Genomic DNA, 16231 nt, shown 5'->3' with positions numbered 1-16231 from the left:
GCATACTGGTGTGATCCCGACCACCCCAGGAACGAGGTCACCATGGCGAGGACCGCCTCCGTCGAGCAGCGCTCGATCGATTTCATCCCCGATGCCGAGCGGTACGGGTCCCCGCGCAGCCTGCTGTTCGTATGGTTCGCGGCCAACACGTCGATCACCGCCGTCGTCACCGGCGCGCTGTTCGTCATCCTCGGCAACAGTGCGGTGTGGTCCGTCCCGGCCATCATCATCGGGAACGCCGTCGGCGGCTTTGTCACCGCCCTGCACTCGGCGCAGGGCCCCCGCCTCGGCGTTCCGCAGATGATCCAGAGCCGGGCGCAGTTCGGCTACTACGGCGCAATCCTGCCGCTCGTGCTCGCCCTGATGATCTACATCGGCTTCTACGCCACCGGCCTCGTGCTGGGCGGCCAGGCCATCGGCACCCTGTTCGGCGTGCCCCACCAGGCGGGTTCGGTGATCTTCGCGGTCTTCTCCACCGTGCTGGCCATCGTCGGCTACCGCTACATCCACCGGTTCTCCCACCTGGCCGCGTCGTTGAGCTTCGTCGTCTTCGTGTGGCTGCTGATCCGGATCCTGCTGGACGGCCACACCGGGCAGGTCGCTGCCGAACCCGCGTTCGACGGCGCCGCCTTCGTGCTCGGCATCTCGCTGTCCGCATCGTGGCAGCTGACCTTCGGTCCGTACATCGCGGACTACTCGCGATACCTTCCCGCCGGGACCCCGAAGCGCGCGACCATCGGTTGGACCTTCGCCGGCAGCGTGCTCGGCGGTTCCCTCGCCATGACACTCGGGGCGCTGGCCGCCGCGCTCGGCGGCGCCGCCTTCGGCCACGACCAGGTGGGGTACATCGCCGGGCTGGGCGGGGCGCTGTGGCCTATCGTGCTGCTCGCGGTGATCCTCGGGAAGCTGACCGGCAACACGCTGAGCTCGTACGGGGGTTACATGTCGGTCGCGACGATCGTCACCAGCCTCGCCGGCCATTCGAAGGTCGGTCCACGGGCCCGCAGCATCTATGTAACCGCCATCTCGGTCATCTCGCTCGCGATCGCCCTCGCGGCCACGGACAACTTCCTCACCGCCTTCACCAACTTCCTGCTCTTCCTCCTGTACTTCATGACGCCGTGGTCAGCCGTCAACCTCGTCGACTACTACCTCGTGCGCAAGGAGCGGTACTCGATCGGCGCCCTGTTCGACCGGAACGGCGAGTACGGCCGCTTCAACGTCGGCGCCTTTGTCGCCTACGCGGTCGGCGTGCTCATCCAGATCCCGTTCATGAACAGCAGCCTCTACGTCGGCCCGGTGGCGCAGTTGTTCGGCGGTGCCGAGATCGCCTGGATCATCGGGATCGTCGTCGCCGGCGGGCTGTACTGGCTCTTCTCGGGACGGATCCGGCGCACCGTGGCCCTCGACCGCGATCTCGACACGCCCTTCACCGCCACCGACACCACTCCCCTCGCCCAGCAGCCAGCGGCCGCCGACCGGGCCGGTGTCCACACCATCACCACGAAGGAGAACTCGTGAAGTACGACCCGTCTGCAGGACGAAGCCCCCTGCCTTACTCCCCGTTCAAGAGCTGCACCGTGCCGCGGCCGATCGGGTGGATCTCCAGCGTCAGCCCCGACGGCGTCGAGAACCTGGCTCCCTACAGCCAGTGGCAGAACCTCACCTTCGACCCCCCGATGGTGATGTTCTCCGCCAACCAGTACCCCGACGGTCGGCGCAAGGACACCGTGCTGAACGCGGAGCAGACCGGATGGTTCGTGTGGAACATGGCCACCTACGACCTGCGCGAGGCGGTCAACATCAGCGCGATGGCCCTGCCGCCCGAGGTGAACGAGTTCGACCGCGCCGGCATTGGCAAGACCTACGCGGACCTGTCGTCGACGCCGATGGTCGCCGAGAGCCCGGTGCACTTCGAGTGCCGCTATCTCTCGACTCACCGGATGTCCGGCAACTCGAACGTCGGCACGATCGACATCGTCTTCGCGCAGGTTGAGCGTATCCACATCGCCGACGAGGTCATCGACGTCGACGGCAAGCTCGACATTCCCCGCATCAAGCCGCTCGCCCGCATGGGGTACTACGACTACGCCACCATCACCGAGACCTTCGAGATGCGCATCCCGGAGGCGTCCGACGCCGAGGCATCCGGCCTCGAGGGCCAGCCCGGCTGACCTCCGTCAGCGGGTCGCCCCGGCCCGCCCCTCTGCCCTAAGTCGACCGTCACATGTTTTTAGGAGAGATGACCATGGCCCTGCCCGGAGCCCGTCCCGTCCGCGCCCCGCGCGGCACCGAGCTGACTGCCCGGAGCTGGCAGACCGAGGCGCCGTTGCGGATGCTGATGAACAACCTCGACCCGGAGGTGGCCGAGCGCCCGGACGACCTGGTCGTCTACGGCGGCACCGGCCGGGCCGCGCGCAGCTGGGCAGCGTACGACGCCATCGTTGCGACCCTGACGGACCTGGCCGACGATGAGACGCTGCTCGTGCAGTCCGGCAAGCCGGTGGGCGTGTTCCGCACCCACGCGTGGGCGCCGCGGGTGCTGATCGCCAACTCCAACCTCGTCGGCGACTGGGCCACCTGGCCCGAGTTCCGCCGGCTGGAGGCCGAGGGCCTGACCATGTATGGGCAGATGACCGCCGGCTCGTGGATCTACATCGCGACCCAGGGCATCCTGCAGGGCACCTTCGAGACGTTCCACGCGGTCGCGAAGGTGATGCACGAGGACGGCCGGCTGTCCGAGCCGACGCTCGCGGGGACGCTGACCCTGACCGGCGGCTGTGGCGGCATGGGCGGCGCGCAGCCGCTGGCCGTGACCCTGAACGGGGGCGCCTGCCTGATGGTCGACGTCGACGAGGCCCGGCTGCGCCGTCGGCAGGCCAAGCGGTACCTCGACGAGGTGGAGACCGATCTGGAGACCGCGCTCGCGAAGGTGACCGCGGCGAAGGACGAGCGGCGTGCCCTGTCCGTCGGGTACGTCGGCAACGCCGCGACCGTCTTCCCCGAACTGCTGCGCCGCCACCGGGCCGGGGAGCTGACGGTCGACGTCGTCACGGACCAGACGTCCGCGCACGACCCGCTGTCCTACCTGCCGACGGAGTACACGGTCGAGCAGTGGGAGGCCGAGGCCGCCGCCGATCCCGACGGGTTCACCAAGAAGGCCCGCGAGTCCATGGCGACCCAGGTGCAGGCCATGGTCGAGTTCCGCGACGCGGGCGCCGAGGTGTTCGACTACGGCAACTCGATCCGCGACGAGGCCCGGCAGGCCGGCTACGCCCGCGCCTTCGACTTCCCCGGTTTCGTGCCCGCCTACATCCGGCCCCTGTTCTGCGAGGGCCTCGGCCCGTTCCGCTGGGTGGCGCTCTCGGGCGACCCGAAGGACATCGCGATCACCGACGCCGCGATCAAGGAGCTGTTCCCGGAGAACGAGCACCTGCACCGGTGGCTCGACGCCGCCGCGGACCGGGTCGAGTTCGAGGGGCTGCCGGCCCGGATCTGCTGGCTCGGCTACGGGGAGCGGCACCGCGCCGCGCTGCGGTTCAACGAGCTCGTGGCCGACGGCACCCTCTCGGCGCCGATCGTGATCGGGCGCGACCACCTGGACTCCGGCTCCGTCGCCTCCCCGTACCGGGAGACGGAGGCGATGGCCGACGGGTCCGACGCGATCGCCGACTGGCCGCTGCTCAACGCCCTGACCGCCGCCTCCTCCGGGGCCACCTGGGTCTCCATCCACCACGGCGGCGGCGTCGGCATCGGCCGCTCCCAGCACGCCGGGCAGGTGGGCGTCGCCGACGGCACCCCGCTGGCCGCGCAGAAGCTCGAGCGCCTCCTGACCAACGACCCCGGCATGGGCGTCATCCGGCACGCCGACGCCGGGTACGAGCGGGCGCTCGAGGTCGCCGACGAGCGCGGCGTCCGCATCCCCATGCGGCACCAGCGGGACCGCGCGTGACCGGACCGCTGACACCCTTCCTCGTCGCCTCCGTCCATAACAGGAACGCATCTACCATGCCCGGCCAGCTCACACACGGCGGCGACGTCGCTACACCCGACAGTGCCTGGCGGACTCGCAAGGACGCCTGGGAATACCTGGGCTACCTCCTCACCGAGCAACTCCACCACCGAGCAACCGGGACCGCCGGACGCCGCACCGACGCCGAACTCGACCGTCTGCTCGGCCGCCTCTCCGGCCTCGAGCCGTACTGGGCAGTCCCGGGAACTCAACGCGTCGCGGCGATCGCCCAGCTGGTCGACGCGGGCAGATACCGGGACGCGCTCGACCACACGGAAACCGTGGCCGACGCCCTGCGCACACCGGAATATGCCGGTCCCGACGCAGCGGCTGACGCCGACCGCGCGTCCAACCCGCCAGCGGCGGTCCCGGCCGCCATCGAGGTGCTCGTCATCGACGACGGACCGACCGAGGACGTCGAGCGGTTCCGCCGCTCGCTGGTGCGGCAGCGCCGGAGGGCGGACGCGTTCCACTACGAGGTCAACGTCGTCTCGAGCGCGGACGACGCCGTCGTCGCCCTGCTCCTGAACCCGACCATCCAGGCATGCGTCATCACCCCCCGGTTCGCCACGCGGTCCGAGCGGAACCTCGGCACCTCGCTGCGTGCCTTCGCCCACCGCCGGGTCGGATCGGCGATGGACGCGGCGCCACCGGCACAACGGATTGTGGACCTCGCGGCCGCTCTGGGGAACCTGCGTCCCGAACTGGACCTGTACCTGGTGGCGGGGGTCGCGCTGGAGACCCTGGCGGGGTCCCTGTTCGCGGCATCCGTCGGATCTTCTCCCGAACCGACACGCTCGACCTCCATGTCTCGATCGTCGACGGCATCGCGGCGCGGTACGAGACGCCCTTCTGCACCGCGGTGCGGAAGCACAGCGAACGGCCGGGAAGCGTGTTCCACGCCCTGCCCATCTCTCGCGGGGGCCCCGTGCACTGTTCTCCGTGGACGAACGACCTGGTCGACGTCTACGGGATGAACCTGCTCCTGGCGGAGACGTCCGCGACGTCCGGCGGGCTGGATTCCCTGCTCGATCCGCGCGGGTCCATCAAGGACGCGCAAGAACGGGCTGCCCGCGCATTCCACAGCCAGCACACCTATTTCGTCACCAACGGCACCTCCACCGCGAACAAGATCGTCCACCAGGCAGTCATCGCACCGGGGGACATCGTTCTCGTGGACCGGAACTGCCACAAGTCGCACCACTACTCGCTCGTCCTCGCTGGCGCAGACGTCAGCTACCTCGAGGCCAATCCCGTGGAGGCGTTCTCGCTCTACGGTGCGGTGCCGCTGGTGGAGATCAAGCGACGACTGATCGCCCTCCGTCGGGAGGGACTTCTCGATCGCGTCAAACTGATCGCGCTCACCAACTGCACGTTCGACGGCATCGTGTACGACCCACGTCGCGTGATGGAGGAGTGCCTGGCTATCAAGCGGGACTGCTGCACCCAGTACCCGCACCCAGCACGACGGTCAGATCTCTGAATGAGAGCACCATAAACGGTCTACATAGAGTGTTGGGACAAGACCAGCTACACCAGTTCTCGCGATCCCAAGAGCATCTAGACGATCACCCAACAAAATGCGACACTTCCTCGCATGAACCGACCTACCAAGACCGTCGTCGCGTTGCTCACCGCGTTGAGCGCCACCGCAGCGTCCGTGGCGATTGCTGAGCCAGCACAGGCGGCCGTGCCGTCCTGTATGAACGTCTACCAAAACAAGCTGACCCACGGCATCCAGATCAACTCGACGTGCGATCGCACAATCTGGATCAAAGTCAAGTGGGCCTTTGGGTCTGACAGCGCGTGCAAGGCCGTCGTCCCCTATAAGTACAACTACTACCCACGCCCCAACCGCTTCGCCCGATACGACGGCGCATACCGCTGCTGACGGGCGCCAGAACCCCCGCATGACCGGCCGGTTACGTCAAGTATGCGTCAACAAGCGACGTCGGGCTGAAGTGACAGCGACACCTACTCGAACCGACGACGTCCGATCGGTGATTACTAGGTGCTCCTAATGGCAGAGCCGGGCATGGCACTCGGACGACCAATCGGGCTAGCTGTTGACCGGGAATGTCCGCGCGCATGGCGGTGTCGTCCAACGTTGGCCACCGGACCGGACCGGAGAAACCTCATCGACTGTAGTCGCTGACCCACAACCCGGGGATAACCTCTCGGTCGCCGAGATGAGTAAATCGAAGTTTTTGGTAGAGCGCCCGAGCGGGCGCATTGCCTCGACCCGTAGAGACCCGTGCCGCCTCCGACGGCAAGGCCATGACCAGGGCACGGCCGAGCCCGTGGCGATGCCAAGCTGGGTCGACCACGAGGCGGTCGATGTCGATTACGCCGTCCTCGACGGCGAAGGCCAGAGCTGCGATCACCTGCCTGTCACTGCAGACGACCTGCCAGACCAGGCCCGCCTCGAGAAGTTCAGCGACAGACTCAGTCAACTGCGGTATTCGATCATCGCCGATCAGCTCAGCCTCGACTCGATATGCACGCCTCTGCAGCAAGATCAGCTCGGGAGCCACTCGGCGAAGGTCTGCGCCAGTGAGGGTCCGGACCGGCCCGGGGGAACTCAAGTGCACAGTCCCACCCAACGCGACTGAACCAAGCTTCGCAACGGCGCGGATGTCGGGTGTGGTCCGGCGTCGGGGGCGTGACCGTCGCACCTGAACGCGGCACACCCGAGGCGGAAGAGGTAGTGAGGAGTTATCCAATGGTTCAAGGCGCCGCTTGGCGGCGCCTTGTCCGCCCGCTCCGGGCTCGCCGAGGCGTCCGGAACCATGTCCGAGACGCACCTACGAACTACTCTCCGTCGGCGTCGCGGAGCACTCCTTCATTGCTGCGCGGTCTGGGCTGCCTCAAGGACCTTGAGCATGATGGGGGTTCCCGTGATGGAGCCGAGGTCTCCGTCTTCGACGAAGACGGCCGCGGCGAGGTCCTCGTGGCCGGCGATGACCCACGAATGGGTGCGCGGGGGGTTCTCGGTGCCGTACTCCGCGGTGCCGGTCTTGCCGACGGCGGTGTCCGGGGTCAGGTCGCTCAGGTGCCCGGTGGCCACGACCTCGCGCATGAGCGCCCGCAGGTTCGTCGCATCACCGGCGCTCAGCGCCGGTCGGGACCCGGGGGACGGGGAGCCGCCGTCGAGGACCAGGACCGGGCTCACGAGCCTTATCGAAACCATCACCCAACAAGGAACCGACGTGACTGCCGTCGTACGCATCGACGCCGCCGCACCCAATCTCACCCACGCCGGAACAACAAGCCACGCGACACGACGGTTCACTCTTCACGCAAACTTAGACATCCACTCGTCAGACGGCCACGAAAACTGGGACCCCGTTAAGCCGGTATGAGCAGCGCCGCCTAACGATCTCGACCGCGTCGACGCATTCATGCCAGCCATCGTCCGATAGGCGATCCTCTGTCGGACGGCACACGCATACCTGGCAGGGTAGGCGATCGTGAAGGCTCCCTTCTGAGATGATCGCTCGATGAAGTCGTTGAAGAAGCAGCGCTTCGCCATTGCGGTTGGTGGATCGGTGGGGATCATCGTCGGCCTCAGTCTTGTGCTACTCGGTGGGACTGGTTTGCTCGGCTCCTGATCTGGGAGAGAGGCCCTGCGACGCCGACCGTTAGACGAGCGTGCATCGTTCCTTCTCCGGGAGGGCACGCCGTCCGCTGGCTCGTTGACGGTGTTACGGTGATGGCAATAGGGGGAGGCGCATGTCATCGCTGGGGTTGGCGTTGTTGGAACGCTTCGCTCACACCGAGGTCTGGGTCCGGACGCTGGTGAGCGCTAATGCGCCCCTGGAGACGACTCTTGTCGTGCTTGCTCTCGCTATAGCTCTCAGCGTCCTGATGGCGCATGTCTACGAGGCGGTCCTCCGCACCATTCTGGCTACCGGTGTCCATCCTGGCAGCTCCCGTCGAGATGATGGCCGCCGCTCAAGTCTTTCCTGCCTGGTTCTCTACGCGCCCGTCGGCGGGTCAGGACCACGCGCTCCGGGCGACCGGCTTCGTCGTCGCGGGAGCATCGAACCAATCATGTGACATTGGGCGCGCTGTTCCGCAAGCGACGACAGAACCGTTTCTGCCGACCGCCAGAAGGAACTCGTTGCGATGTCTTCTCGTGTCCTGTCATTCTTGCCCTCCCCGCCTCCCAATAAGCCGCCGCGTTACCGTTCACCCGCCCTCCGACTCCTCGGATTGCAGCGACTGAGAGCCAGACGGCTCTACCGGCGTGTCGCTGTACGCGTCACCCTCTTCGGCGGATGGGTGTGGTTCGCGGCCGGCTCTCTGATCGGGTTCGAAGCGTTCGAAATCCTCTTCGGCTCATTCGCTCTCGCTCCCGAGTGCCTCCCCGTTGTCATACTGGGGCTCGCTCTGACGTGGTATTTCCGTAGCCACCTTCGCCGCTCGTGGCGCCGTATCCGCGCGTATCGACGCATCAAGCGCATGCGTCGTCGCCGGTCCAGCCCGGCTCCATCCGAGGGCGCGCTTCGTGGTCCCGTCCAGCAGCCCTTAGACGGTCGGTCGTGACGTTCGGTCAGCGCCGCCGACCGAGAGGGGCGTTCTCGGCAAGAGATGGTTGTTTCGGCGACGTGCCCTCGTGCCACCGCGCGTCCTGCACCACGACGCGCGGCGTCCGTGCAGTCCGCGACGCTTTGGTCGAATCGGACGCGGTCATCAGGCCCATGCCGTTAGATTCGGTGGGTGGGTCAAGCTCAAGGTCTGGTTGCTGTCGATCTGGATGGCACCCTCGTCAATCAAGCGGCTGCAGCGTGCCGATGGGCGCAGGAGTTCGTTTGTGAGTTCGGCATCGACGCCGACATCGAGGAGACGGCTCGGGCGCTGGCGCAGCCCCGGCCGAAGGGGCCGGTGTTCAGTGAACTCGTCGAACGCTTCGACTTGCCCCTCTCGGCCGAGGCGTTGTGGGCTCGGTATCGCCGTCGCATGCCGTACCTGGTGACCTGCGAGCCGGAGGACCGCACGGCACTGGACAGGCTGCGGGCTGCCGGCTGGGCAGTTGGGATCCTCACCAACGGGATGAGCGACAACCAGGAGGCCAAAATCCGTGTCCTCGGGCTCGATGCACACATCGATGGCTGGGTCGTCTCTGACGACGTCGGGGTCAGAAAGCCCGAGCGTGCCATCTTCGAAGCTCTCGCAACACGGCTGAACCGTCGCCTGACCGGGTGGATGATTGGCGACGGATTGGAGCACGACATCGTTGGCGGCCATCGAGCCGGGCTGCGGACCGCGTACATCAACCGGTCGGGTTCGGCCGCCGCCAGTCCAGCACCGGATCTGATCGTGGCGTCAGTCTCCGAGGCGGTCGATGCCATCCTCACCGGAGCTTCGGCTGGAGCGTGAGCAGTGCCGGCCATCGCCAGCAGCCGCCCGATAGGCGAACGTCATCCGAACGATGCCCAGGAAATGTCTCGATCGTCTGCCCACGTCAGGAGGCGGTGCCCGATAGACCCGCCCGCTGACGATGCCCGCAACGGGGCCTTTTCTGCGACACCCCCGACCAACGCCGAACCGGCGTCAGCCGTGCGCGTCCAGCCGCATGCGCAGTTCGTTGCGCACCGCCGGCCACTCCGCCGCGGTGATCGAGAAGACGACCGTGTCCCGCAGGGAGCCGTCCGCCATCCGCTGGTGGTTCCGCAGCACGCCGTCCTGCTTCGCGCCCAGCCGCGCGATCGCCGCCCGGGACTGCTGATTCATCCAGTGCGTCCGGAACTCGACCGCGATGCAGCCGACGACGTCGAAGGCGTGCGTCAGCAGCAGCAGCTTCGACTCGGTGTTGGTGCCGGTGCGCTGGGTGGACGCACGGTTCCAGGTGGACCCGATCTCTGCCCGCACGTTGACCCGGTCGATGTTCATGTACGTCGTCATCCCGAGCACGACGTCGTCGGCATTCCGGCGAGCGACGAACGGGATCATCGAGCCGGCCTCCTGCAGGGCGAGCCGCCGTTCGATCTCCGCGCGCATGCTCTCGGGCCGGGGCACCGAGGTGTACCAGAGCGTCCACAGCCGGCCGTCCTCGACGGCCTCGGCGAGGGCGTCGTGGTGCTCGAGCGTGAGCGGTTCGAGGGTGACGAGGTCGCCGCGCAGCGTGACGGGCGCGAAGTCGGTCATGGCGACGACGGTACCGGTCGCGGGAGGGGGCATCGCGAAGCTGGGAGTAACCTGACAACCGGCCGGGCTGCCGTCCGCCCCGATCACCGTCGACGACGGGATCCTCATGTCCACGAGCGCCGCACCACCCAACGAATCCGCCCGGACCCGGCGGGCGATCAGCAACACGCTCAAGGGGTCGGCGGGCAACCTCATCGAGTGGTACGACCTCTACGTCTACGCCGCCTTCTCGTCCTACTTCTCGACGTACTTCTTCAACCAGAGCGACCCGGCGCAGGCGCAGATCGACGCCTATCTCACGTTCGCCCTGACGTTCCTGATGCGCCCGGTGGGCAGCTGGTTCTTCGGCCGGTACGCCGACCAGCGGGGCCGCAAGGCCGCCCTGACCCTGAGCGTGACGCTCATGTGCGTCGGATCGCTGATCATGTGCCTGCTGCCGGGCCTGAACCAGATCGGGATCTGGTCGACGGTACTGCTGTACCTCACCCGGCTGCTCCAGGGCTTCTCCGTCGGCGGCGAGTACGGCACGAGCGCCACCTACATGTCGGAAGCGGCCACTTCCGGCCGCCGCGGCTTCTTCTCCAGCTTCCAGTACGTCACCCTCGTCGGTGGGCAGGTCCTCGCCCTGCTGACCCTGGTGATTCTGCAGAACGTCCTCAGCCCCGAGGACCTGACCGCTTGGGGATGGCGGATCCCCTTCTTCATCGGCGCGATCGCGGCCCTAACCGTCCTGTGGCTGCGCCGGACGATGGACGAGACGATCAGCACGGAGCAGATCAGCGCCGCAAACTCCACCGCGGACGCCGCCGGTCACGGGCTCGCCGCCCGGCCCGGCAGCCTGAAGCTGCTGTTCACCCAGCACTGGAGGCCGTTCCTCGTCGTCGTGTTCCTGACCATGGGCGGGACGATGGCGTTCTACCTGTTCACCACCTACATCCTCAGCTTCATGAACAACGTCTCCCACATCCCGAAGACGCAGACCTCCGTCATCAACTTCTGGGCGCTGTTCGTCTTCATGCTGCTGCAGCCGGTGTTCGGGCTGCTCTCGGACCGGATCGGCCGCAAGGCCCAGCTGATCGCCTTCGGGGTGCTCGGGGCCGTCTTCACCTGGCCGATCATGTCGACACTCGCCGGCGTGACCGATCCGATGGTCGCGTTCTGGCTTGATGCTGGCCGGCCTGACCATCAACGCGCTGTACACCTCGGTGAGCGCCGTGGTGAAGGCCGAGATGTTCCCGGCCTCCATCCGGGCGCTGGGCGTCGGGCTCGCCTACGCCGTGGCGAACTCCTTGTTCGGCGGCACGGTGCCCTTCATCGGCGAGTCACTCTCGGCGGCGGGACACAAGGAGTGGCTGTTCGCGTACGTGACCATCGCGATCGCCCTGTCCCTGGTCGTGTACATCTTCTTCGTGCCGGGCAAGCACAGCCCCCGGAGGTCCTCGTTCGACGACGACGCCGTCGCGTCCGGTTCGCGCCCGCGGCCCTGAGCCGGGGCCGTAGCCTCACCCGTCCTCGGTGAGCCGGTCTCGGAGGGCGTCGAGGTCCTCGGGCGCGAGGCCCGCCCGCAGGAGGAAGTCGGCGGCGTCGAGCTCGGCGAGGGTGCGCAGCAGGTGGTCCCGGGTCTCGGCGACCCATGCGTCGAGCTGCTCAGGGGTCCGGTAGCGCTCCACCGGGTGGTCGATGACACGGAACCGCTCGTTGGCGGCGCGGACGCCGCGCTCGTAGTCGTCGGCGATGGCCTCGTGCGGCACCCCGAGCAGCTGCAGGATCAGCATCACGACCAGCCCGGTGCGGTCCCGCCCGCCCGAGCAGTGCACGAGCACCCCGCCCGGTGGCGCGACGGCGATGTCGTGGACGATGCGGACGAACCGCTCGGGCCACAGCCGGAGATTGTCCGCGTAGTACTTCGGCGTGTTCAGGTAGGGCCAGCACAGCTGCTTGAAGTCCAGGTGCGTGGGATCCTCGGTGGGGCGCACCAGCCGGGTCAACCCGTCGAGGCCGGCCTCGTCGACGACGGCGTCGCTCGCCCGCCGACCACGCTCGTCATCGTTGCGCAGATCGATGACGGTGCTCACGCCGTCGGCGCGCAGCTGCACCCAGCCCGCCGTCGTCATCGTCTCGGTGCGGCCGGACCGGAACAGCCGACCGGACGCGATCCGGCCCCCGCCCGCGATCGGCAGCCCGCCCAGATCCCGGACGTTGATGGCGCCTTCCCACTGCGGCGTGCGGATCCCCATGCCGGGAGGCTATCAACCATCTCGCTTGTCGAAATACCCGCCGCCGGCACCGACGCTGCGTTGTCCCGTGGCGGGACGGGTTGGTAGGTTTCGCAGCACACCGCCCCTGAACGGGCACGACGCGAGGAGCCCCATGACCCGCAGGATTCTCGGATTCGCCGCCGCCGTGGCCCTGGCCGTCGGAGGGGTCGCCGCCGGAAGCGTGGCATCCGCCGCGCCGGCATCGGCCGGCACCTGCACCACCTGGCAGTACAAGGTCGAGCGCACGGCGGGTCTCTACCGCGGCGGCATCGGCGGGACCGTTCCGGTGAAGCTCAACACGAAGGCCTACGCGGGGTATTACTTCAACACCGACGATCCCACGAAGTACTACTTCGGCCCGGAGCGATCGACTCGAGCGCTCTGGGGCAACGTCTACGACCGCAACAAGGATCGGGTCGCCACGGGCGTCTTCATCCTGACCGACAACCTCGACTACGTCACCTGCTGGTGACATCGCGGCGATGACGCCGAGCGCACGAGAGGGGCGCCGACCCGCGGGGTCGGCGCCCCTCCCGTGCGTCCGAGCGGAGGCGGGACTCACGCCGGGACGAGCTCGGCCATCTCCTCCTGGACCCACCGCGCCGGCCGGGTGCGGCACAGGTACTCGGCGTAGGCGATGGAGGTCAGGAAGTCCGGGAACTCGGCGCGCATGGCCGAGCGCTCCAGGATCTCCCGCGCCTCGTCGAACCGGTCCTCGGCCGAGCGCTCCAGGCCGTCGAACTCCTCGTCCAGCAGCCGCTCGACATATTCGGCGGTGACGATCTCCCCGTCCTTGGTCAGCGCCTCGCAGTGGATCCACTGCCAGATCTGGGCGCGGGAGATCTCCGCTGTGCCGACGTCCTCCATCCGGTCCCCGACGGCGACGGCGCCCTGGCCCCGCAGCCACGACTCGAGGTACCGCAGGCCGATCCGCAGATTCTGCCGGATGCCGCCCTCGGTGATGCTGCCGGTCGTGGCGGCCACGTCCAGCAGCGCCCGATCGGAGAACTCGACGTCGTCCCGCAGCCGGTCCAGCTGGTTCGGGGCGTCGCCGAGCGCGGCGTCGAACACGTCCCGGCACAGCGGCACCAGCCCGGGATGGGCCACCCACGAGCCGTCGAACCCGGCCTCCGCCTCCCGCTCCTTGTCCCGGACGACGCGGGCCAGGGCCCGGTCGTTCTCCGCCTCGTGCTCGGGGGCCGGGATCACCGTGCTCATCCCGCCGATGGCGTGCGTGCCGCGCCGGTGGGCGACGGCCACGAGCTGCTCGGTGAAGGCCCGCATGAACGGCTGGCTCATGCTGACCCGATCCCGGTCCGGCAGGATGAACCGCGGTCCGCGCTGCCGGAAGTTCTTGATCATGCTAAACACGTAGTCCCAGCGGCCGGCGTTCAGCCCCGCGGCGTGCTCCCGCAGCTCGTACAGGATCTCGTCCATCTCGAACGCCGCCGTGATGGTCTCGATCAGCACCGTGGCGCGGATGGTGCCGCGCGGGAGGCCGAGCAGTTTCTGCGCCAGCACGAACACGTCGTTCCACAGCCGCGCCTCCTCCGCCGATTCGATCTTCGGCAGGGAGAAGTACGGCCCCGAGCCCTGGTTGATCAGGTGCTGCGCGTTGTGGAACAGGTAGAGGGCCATGTCCACCAGGCCGCCCCACACCGGCCGGCCGGCGATCTGCAGGTGCTTCTCCGGCAGGTGCAGGCCGCGGGGTCGCACGGTGACGGTGGGGCGTTCGCCCCCGGCGTCCAGCTCGGGGATGGCGCCGCGCAGCCCGTCGTGCAGGTTGAGCTGGGCGTTGATCACGTTCTCCCAGGTCGGCACGCTGGCGTCCTCGAGGTCGGCCAGCCAGACGTTGGCGCCGGAGGTGAGGGCGGTGACGGTCGACGCGCGGTCCACCGGGGTGGTGATCTCCACCCGCCGGTCGGCCAGGTCCGGCGCCGTGGGTGCGACCTGCCACGTGCTGTCGGCCCGCAGCGCGGCGGTGTCGGTGCGATAGGCCGGGTCCTGGCCCAGGGCGATCGCCCGGCGGCGGGTGCGGCGCGCCTCGAGCAGCTCGTCCCGGCGAGCGAAGGTCGCCCGGTGGAGGGCGGCGACGAACCGCAGCGCGTCCGCGGTCAGGACCTCCTCCTCCCGTCGGATCGACGGCGCCAGCAGCGTCACCCCGTTCATGGTGCAGCCCTCGGTGCTGATGTGGTTCATCTCGATTCCCTCCTTGCGGCCCGGTGTCACGAGCGGAAGATCTCCGCGTCCTTCAAGACTGCGGGCCTGATACCGGAGTTGCACCCGATGATCGGCGAGAAGTTGTGCGGTTCTTCGGGCTCCGAGAAGAAGGTCGGGCGCGACGGACGCCGGCGACGGACGCCCCCGGACGGGCGAGAGGGCCGGCACCTCCCGGGTGGGTGGTGCCGGCCCTCCGTCGGCCGCCGGACGCGTCTCAGGCGTCCCGTGCCGGGCCTAGTGGAACTGGCCCTCCTCGGTGGACCCGACGAGCGCCAGCGTGGAGCCCGACGGGTTGAGCGCGGTGGAGACCAGGTCGAAGTAGCCGGTCCCCACCTCCCGCTGGTGCCGGGTGGCGGTGTAGCCCCGGGACTCGGCGCCGAACTCGCGCTCCTGCAGGTCCACGTAGGCGGACATGCCGTCGCGGGCGTACCCGTGCGCCAGGTCGAACATCGAGTAGTTCAGGGCGTGGAACCCAGCCAGGGTGATGAACTGGAAGGTGAACCCCATGGCGCCCAGCTCGCGCTGGAACTTGGCGATGGTCGCGTCGTCCAGGTGCTTCTTCCAGTTGAACGACGGCGAGCAGTTGTAGGCCAGCATCTGATCCGGGTGCTCGGCCTTGACCGCCTCGGCGAAGCGGCGGGCCAGCTCCAGGTCCGGGGTGCCGGTCTCCATCCAGATCAGGTCCGCGTACGGGGCGTAGGCCTTCGCCCGGGCGATGCACGGCTCGATGCCGTTGCGCACCGTGTAGAAGCCCTCGGCGGTCCGCTCGCCGGTCAGGAACGGGACGTCCCGCTCGTCGACGTCGGAGGTGATCAGGGTGGCCGCCTCCGCATCGGTGCGGGCGACGACGACCGTGGACGTGCCGGACACGTCCGCCGCCAGGCGCGCGGCGTTGAGCGTGCGGACGTGCTGCTGCGTGGGGATCAGCACCTTGCCGCCGAGGTGGCCGCACTTCTTCTCGCTCGCCAGCTGGTCCTCCCAGTGCACGCCCGCGGCGCCGGCGGCGATCATCGACTTCATCAGCTCGTAGGCGTTCAGCGGTCCGCCGAAGCCGGCCTCGGCGTCGGCGACGATCGGCACCAGCCAGTCCTCGACGGCATTTCCGTCTCCGCCGGTCTCCCTGCCCTCCGCGAACTCGATCTGATCCGCCCGCAGCAGGGCGTTGTTGATCCGGCGCACGACCGTCGGCACGGAGTTGACCGGGTACAGCGACTGGTCGGGATAGGTGTTGCCCGAGGTGTTGGCGTCGGCCGCGACCTGCCAGCCCGAGAGGTAGATGGCCCGCAGGCCGGCCTTGACCTGCTGCACGGCCTGGTTGCCGGTCAGCGCGCCGAGCGCGTGGACGTAGCCGCCGTCGGCACGGCAGGCCTGCAGCGTCTCCCACAGCTTCTCGGCGCCGCGGCGGGCGAGCGTGTGCTCCTCCTGCACCCGGCCGCGCAGCCGGACGACGTCCTCGGCGGTGTAGTCGCGCGTGACGTCGTTCCAGCGGGGGTCGGCCTCCCACTCGAGCGCCAGCGCCTCCGCCTGCTGCGTGAGGGACGAATTCGTGGGGCGGTCGTCCGTGGGACGGGGATCCGTGCTCATCGGATGC

The 16231-nt window shown here is 68.3% G+C and carries 15 protein-coding genes; 9 read left to right on the top strand and 6 right to left on the bottom strand.

Annotated features, from left to right (window positions below; genetic code table 11):
* Nucleotides 1-42: 42 nt before the first annotated feature.
* From IEX22_RS02620 to IEX22_RS02595, 6 genes are all read left to right on the top strand, one after another.
* Nucleotides 43-1521, top strand: coding sequence for a purine-cytosine permease family protein (locus IEX22_RS02620; RefSeq protein WP_188665901.1), 1479 nt, complete (start codon nt 43-45; stop codon nt 1519-1521).
* A 59-nt stretch (nt 1522-1580) separates the two neighbouring features.
* Nucleotides 1581-2174 (top strand): flavin reductase family protein, encoded by a 594-nt coding sequence (locus IEX22_RS02615; protein ID WP_438816576.1) that lies wholly within the window; start codon nt 1581-1583, stop codon nt 2172-2174.
* A 74-nt stretch (nt 2175-2248) separates the two neighbouring features.
* A complete protein-coding gene (gene hutU, locus IEX22_RS02610) occupies nt 2249-3952 on the top strand; it encodes a urocanate hydratase (RefSeq protein WP_188665897.1) in 1704 nt (567 codons plus the stop codon).
* Between the two features lie 56 nt (nt 3953-4008).
* Entirely contained in the window at nt 4009-4989 is a 981-nt protein-coding gene (locus IEX22_RS02605) for a hypothetical protein (RefSeq protein ID WP_188665895.1), read from the top strand.
* Nucleotides 4875-5495: an aminotransferase class I/II-fold pyridoxal phosphate-dependent enzyme gene (locus IEX22_RS02600; RefSeq protein WP_188665893.1), complete on the top strand. Its 621-nt coding sequence runs from the start codon at nt 4875-4877 to the stop codon at nt 5493-5495. Before IEX22_RS02605 ends, IEX22_RS02600 begins: the two co-directional genes overlap by 115 nt.
* Nucleotides 5496-5609: 114 nt before the next feature.
* Nucleotides 5610-5903 carry an alpha-amylase inhibitor gene (locus IEX22_RS02595; protein WP_188665891.1) on the top strand — a complete coding sequence of 98 codons (294 nt, stop codon included), beginning with the start codon at nt 5610-5612 and terminating at the stop codon, nt 5901-5903.
* A 244-nt stretch (nt 5904-6147) separates the two neighbouring features.
* On the opposite strand, the gene IEX22_RS02590 is transcribed toward IEX22_RS02595, so the two are convergent.
* Entirely contained in the window at nt 6148-6546 is a 399-nt protein-coding gene (locus tag IEX22_RS02590; RefSeq protein WP_188665889.1) for a GNAT family N-acetyltransferase, read from the bottom strand.
* 308 nt (nt 6547-6854) lie between these two features.
* On the bottom strand, nt 6855-7184 hold the full coding sequence (locus tag IEX22_RS02585) for a penicillin-binding transpeptidase domain-containing protein (RefSeq protein ID WP_229659705.1): 330 nt from the start codon (nt 7182-7184) through the stop codon (nt 6855-6857).
* Nucleotides 7185-8734: 1550 nt separating this feature from the next.
* On the opposite strand from IEX22_RS02585, the gene IEX22_RS02580 reads away from it, so the two are divergent.
* Nucleotides 8735-9394, top strand: coding sequence for an HAD family hydrolase (locus IEX22_RS02580; RefSeq protein WP_188665885.1), 660 nt, complete (start codon nt 8735-8737; stop codon nt 9392-9394).
* 174 nt (nt 9395-9568) lie between these two features.
* Here the strand turns inward: IEX22_RS02580 and IEX22_RS02575 are convergent, their stop codons facing one another.
* Entirely contained in the window at nt 9569-10162 is a 594-nt protein-coding gene (locus IEX22_RS02575; protein ID WP_188665883.1) for a GNAT family N-acetyltransferase, read from the bottom strand.
* Nucleotides 10163-10268: 106 nt separating this feature from the next.
* Between IEX22_RS02575 and IEX22_RS02570 the strand changes: the two genes are divergently transcribed.
* Entirely contained in the window at nt 10269-11681 is a 1413-nt protein-coding gene (locus IEX22_RS02570; RefSeq protein WP_306464417.1) for an MFS transporter, read from the top strand.
* Here the strand turns inward: IEX22_RS02570 and IEX22_RS02565 are convergent.
* Nucleotides 11665-12399, bottom strand: a complete 735-nt coding sequence (locus IEX22_RS02565) for a tyrosine-protein phosphatase (protein WP_188665881.1) — start codon at nt 12397-12399, stop codon at nt 11665-11667. The genes IEX22_RS02570 and IEX22_RS02565 overlap by 17 nt on opposite strands.
* 133 nt (nt 12400-12532) lie before the next feature.
* Between IEX22_RS02565 and IEX22_RS02560 the strand changes: the two genes are divergently transcribed.
* A complete protein-coding gene (locus IEX22_RS02560) occupies nt 12533-12892 on the top strand; it encodes a hypothetical protein (RefSeq protein ID WP_188665879.1) in 360 nt (119 codons plus the stop codon).
* An 86-nt stretch (nt 12893-12978) separates the two neighbouring features.
* On the opposite strand, the gene aceB is transcribed toward IEX22_RS02560, so the two are convergent.
* A complete protein-coding gene (aceB, locus tag IEX22_RS02555; RefSeq protein ID WP_188665877.1) occupies nt 12979-14619 on the bottom strand; it encodes a malate synthase A in 1641 nt (546 codons plus the stop codon).
* Between the two features lie 255 nt (nt 14620-14874).
* Nucleotides 14875-16224: an isocitrate lyase gene (gene aceA, locus IEX22_RS02550; protein WP_188665875.1), complete on the bottom strand. Its 1350-nt coding sequence runs from the start codon at nt 16222-16224 to the stop codon at nt 14875-14877.
* Nucleotides 16225-16231: the final 7 nt, after the last annotated feature.

It is taken from the genome of Tersicoccus solisilvae (genome assembly GCF_014643255.1).
Classification (GTDB): Bacteria; Actinomycetota; Actinomycetes; order Actinomycetales; family Micrococcaceae; genus Tersicoccus; species Tersicoccus solisilvae.
The sequence above is the reverse complement of the archived record's forward strand: the minus strand, read 5'-3'. Positions and strand labels throughout refer to the sequence as shown.

Coding starts and splice junctions, on each gene's coding strand:
- aceA (WP_188665875.1), bottom strand. CDS start 16,224: ATGAGCACGGATCCCCGTCCCACGGACGACCGCCCCACGAATTCGTCC.
- IEX22_RS02560 (WP_188665879.1), top strand. CDS start 12,533: ATGACCCGCAGGATTCTCGGATTCGCCGCCGCCGTGGCCCTGGCCGTC.
- hutU (WP_188665897.1), top strand. CDS start 2,249: ATGGCCCTGCCCGGAGCCCGTCCCGTCCGCGCCCCGCGCGGCACCGAG.
- IEX22_RS02575 (WP_188665883.1), bottom strand. CDS start 10,162: ATGACCGACTTCGCGCCCGTCACGCTGCGCGGCGACCTCGTCACCCTC.
- IEX22_RS02605 (WP_188665895.1), top strand. CDS start 4,009: ATGCCCGGCCAGCTCACACACGGCGGCGACGTCGCTACACCCGACAGT.
- IEX22_RS02595 (WP_188665891.1), top strand. CDS start 5,610: ATGAACCGACCTACCAAGACCGTCGTCGCGTTGCTCACCGCGTTGAGC.
- IEX22_RS02570 (WP_306464417.1), top strand. CDS start 10,269: ATGTCCACGAGCGCCGCACCACCCAACGAATCCGCCCGGACCCGGCGG.
- aceB (WP_188665877.1), bottom strand. CDS start 14,619: ATGAACCACATCAGCACCGAGGGCTGCACCATGAACGGGGTGACGCTG.
- IEX22_RS02620 (WP_188665901.1), top strand. CDS start 43: ATGGCGAGGACCGCCTCCGTCGAGCAGCGCTCGATCGATTTCATCCCC.
- IEX22_RS02565 (WP_188665881.1), bottom strand. CDS start 12,399: ATGGGGATCCGCACGCCGCAGTGGGAAGGCGCCATCAACGTCCGGGAT.